This window comes from Ruegeria sp. AP12 (genome assembly GCF_056540025.1).
This window is the reverse complement of the sequence record NZ_JBQFVZ010000026.1, coordinates 1-2,416: the sequence shown is the minus strand read 5'-3', so window position 1 is coordinate 2,416 and position 2,416 is coordinate 1. Positions and strand designations below refer to the sequence as shown.

The 2,416-nt window shown below is 60.9% G+C and carries 3 protein-coding genes; 2 read left to right on the top strand and 1 reads right to left on the bottom strand.

Features of this window, described 5'->3' with window-relative positions:
* On the top strand, positions 1–715 hold a 715-nt coding region (locus tag ACR0E6_RS20805; protein ID WP_480586878.1), incomplete at its 5' end, for a DUF4175 family protein.
* Between the two features lie 108 nt (positions 716–823).
* Here the strand turns inward: ACR0E6_RS20805 and ACR0E6_RS20800 are convergent.
* Positions 824–1,534 carry a zinc-ribbon domain-containing protein gene (locus tag ACR0E6_RS20800; protein WP_425084315.1) on the bottom strand — a complete coding sequence of 237 codons (711 nt, stop codon included), beginning with the start codon at positions 1,532–1,534 and terminating at the stop codon, positions 824–826.
* 184 nt (positions 1,535–1,718) lie between these two features.
* Here ACR0E6_RS20800 and ACR0E6_RS20795 point away from each other — a divergent pair, with 184 nt between their 5' ends.
* Positions 1,719–2,396, top strand: a complete 678-nt coding sequence (locus ACR0E6_RS20795) for an ATP-binding cassette domain-containing protein (protein WP_170490977.1) — start codon at positions 1,719–1,721, stop codon at positions 2,394–2,396.
* Positions 2,397–2,416: the final 20 nt, after the last annotated feature.

Here is a 2,416-nt window from a genome sequence, read left to right as displayed (position 1 = left end):
GGGGCAAGAGGCCATGCAAGGCCTGGCCGAGACCCTGCGTGAACAGCAAGGCCTGAGCGATCAGGCATTCCGCGATCTGCAGGAACAGTTCAACCCCGGCGCTCAGGCCGGAGAAAATCAGGGCAATGAAGGCCGCAATGGCGGTCAGGGCCGCGGCGAAAGCCACGAGGGTCAGGGCGGTCAGGGTCAGGGCTCGGATCAGGCGGGCGAAGGCCAACCGGGTGAGGGGTCTTTGGCGGATCGGCAGCAGGCCCTGCGGCAAGAACTGAACCGACAGCAACAGGGTTTGCCCGGTGCAGGCACCCCCGAAGGCGACGCGGCGCGCGATGCGTTGGGCCGCGCAGAAGGTGCCATGGAAGAGGCGGAGGAGGCGCTGCGCGGCAATGATCTGGCCGAAGCGATCGACCGTCAGTCCGAAGCGATGGAGGCCCTACGCGAAGGCATGCGGTCCTTGGGTGAGGCCATGGCGCAGAACCAGCAGAACCAATCCGGACAAGGCACCGAGGAAGGTGAGGCGCAAGCCAACAGCCGCGACCCGCTGGGCCGCAATCCCGGTGCAGCCGGGTCGATCTCAACCGATGATAACCTACTGCAGGGTGAAGACGTCTATCGCCGCGCGCGTGAGTTGCTGGACGAAATCCGCCGTCGGACCGGAGAAACCGACCGGCCCGAGATCGAGCTGGAATACCTCAAGCGTCTGCTGGAACGGTTCTGAGCCGCTATATCGTTTCGGCTTAATCCTGAGACACGAATACCCTGCCACGCTTTCTGCGTTGTCGGGACATTCGTGTCACTTGGTATTTCAGGTAAAACCCGAAACGCTTTATTCCTGCGGCGCGCCTGCCCCGGCCTGCGTCTCAAGCCAGATACGGGCCTGATCAATCAAAGAGACGTAGGAGTCCAGCACCGGATCGGCTTGCGGCACGGCCTCACTGATCTGTTGCGCATTGCCATAGATCAGATACAGGATCACGCCGATGATCAGCATGACGGCAAAACCGCGCACGAAGCCACGGGATTGTTTGGCTGGGGGCGCGTCATCGCCCTCATCGCTCATCATGCCTGAATTGATGGTCTCAACGTCAGGAAGCTCATCCTTTTGGCCCGCATCCTCGGCGGTCTCGGTCGCAGTTGGGCGCTTGATCTGAAACTCGGGTTCGACAGAATCTTCCAGCGCCAGATCTGGTTGCGTCTCAAGGCTGCTGCCTTCCTGAGAGCGCAGCTCCGCCTCACGCGCGGCCTCCTCCTTCAAAATGCTCGCAACGGCAGGGTCGACATTGCCGGTCTTGCCGCTATCGGGCGGAGTCTCATCAACAACCTCAACTTTTGTGTCGGGTTCAGGTGTCGGCTCCGGCTTAGCGTCCGGCTCGGCGGTGGCTTCAGGCGCGTCGGTAGTGGGTGCTGCGTCTTCCGGGTGCTTGGGCTGAAACCACGTCTGGTCACAGGCGGAGCACTGTACATCGCGCCCCTCTTCGGGGATAACCTCGTCCGGCACTTCGTACTGAGCGCCGCAATTCGGACATGTAAGTCTCATACTGCCTCCCCGGCCTGATGTTCGGCCCGATAGTAGTTTTTTCAGGGATGATATTCCGTTAAGACCCAACAGCAAAGGGCGTTTTCGGTTTCATGGGGCAAGTGTCGCCAATTGGACTCGGTGCAGGCATTGAAACCGCAGGCAAGCTCGGGCAAGAAGATCGGCAAAAGAACTGGGGACACCTGTGATCGAGCTGGAAAATGTCAGCTATACCTATGGCGACGGCGCATTGCTGAGCGACGTCTCAGTCAAATTGCAGCCCGGCTCGTTCCATTTCCTGACCGGACCTTCGGGCGCAGGAAAAACCACGTTGCTGAAGCTGTGTTATGGCGCGTTGTTGCCGACCTCGGGTCGGCTGAGCGTGTTTGACGAAGATATCGCGCGTCTGGATCGGGATCAGATGGCCCTGCTGCGGCGCCGGGTCGGGGTTGTGCATCAGGATTGCCAGTTTCTGGATCATATGACGCTGGCTGAAAACGTGGCCCTGCCTTTGATGGTGTCGGGACGTGCCGAGTCGGAAGAGCAGGACAACCTGACCGAGCTTTTGTCCTGGGTTGGGCTAGGGGCTCGGCTTGACGCCCATCCGCCCGAACTGTCGGGTGGTGAACGTCAACGCGCGGCTCTCGCGCGGGCCGTGATCCTGTCGCCCGACGTGGTGCTGGCGGATGAGCCGACCGGCAACGTCGATTGGGAGATGTCGCAACGGCTGCTGCGTCTGCTGATCGAGCTGAACCGCATGGGCAAGACAGTCCTAATCGCTACCCACGATCTGAGCTTGATCCGGGCGGCCAAAAGCCAAGTTCAGGCCCGTGTGTTGCGCATCTCGCAGCGCAAACTACATCTGGCCGGAGCGGACCTATGAGCAATGGCGACATCCGAAAC

What these genes read in the sequence shown, in the direction of transcription:
- ACR0E6_RS20800 (WP_425084315.1), bottom strand. Translation starts at nt 1,534, where the DNA reads ATGAGACTTACATGTCCGAATTGCGGCGCTCAGTACGAAGTGCCGGAC.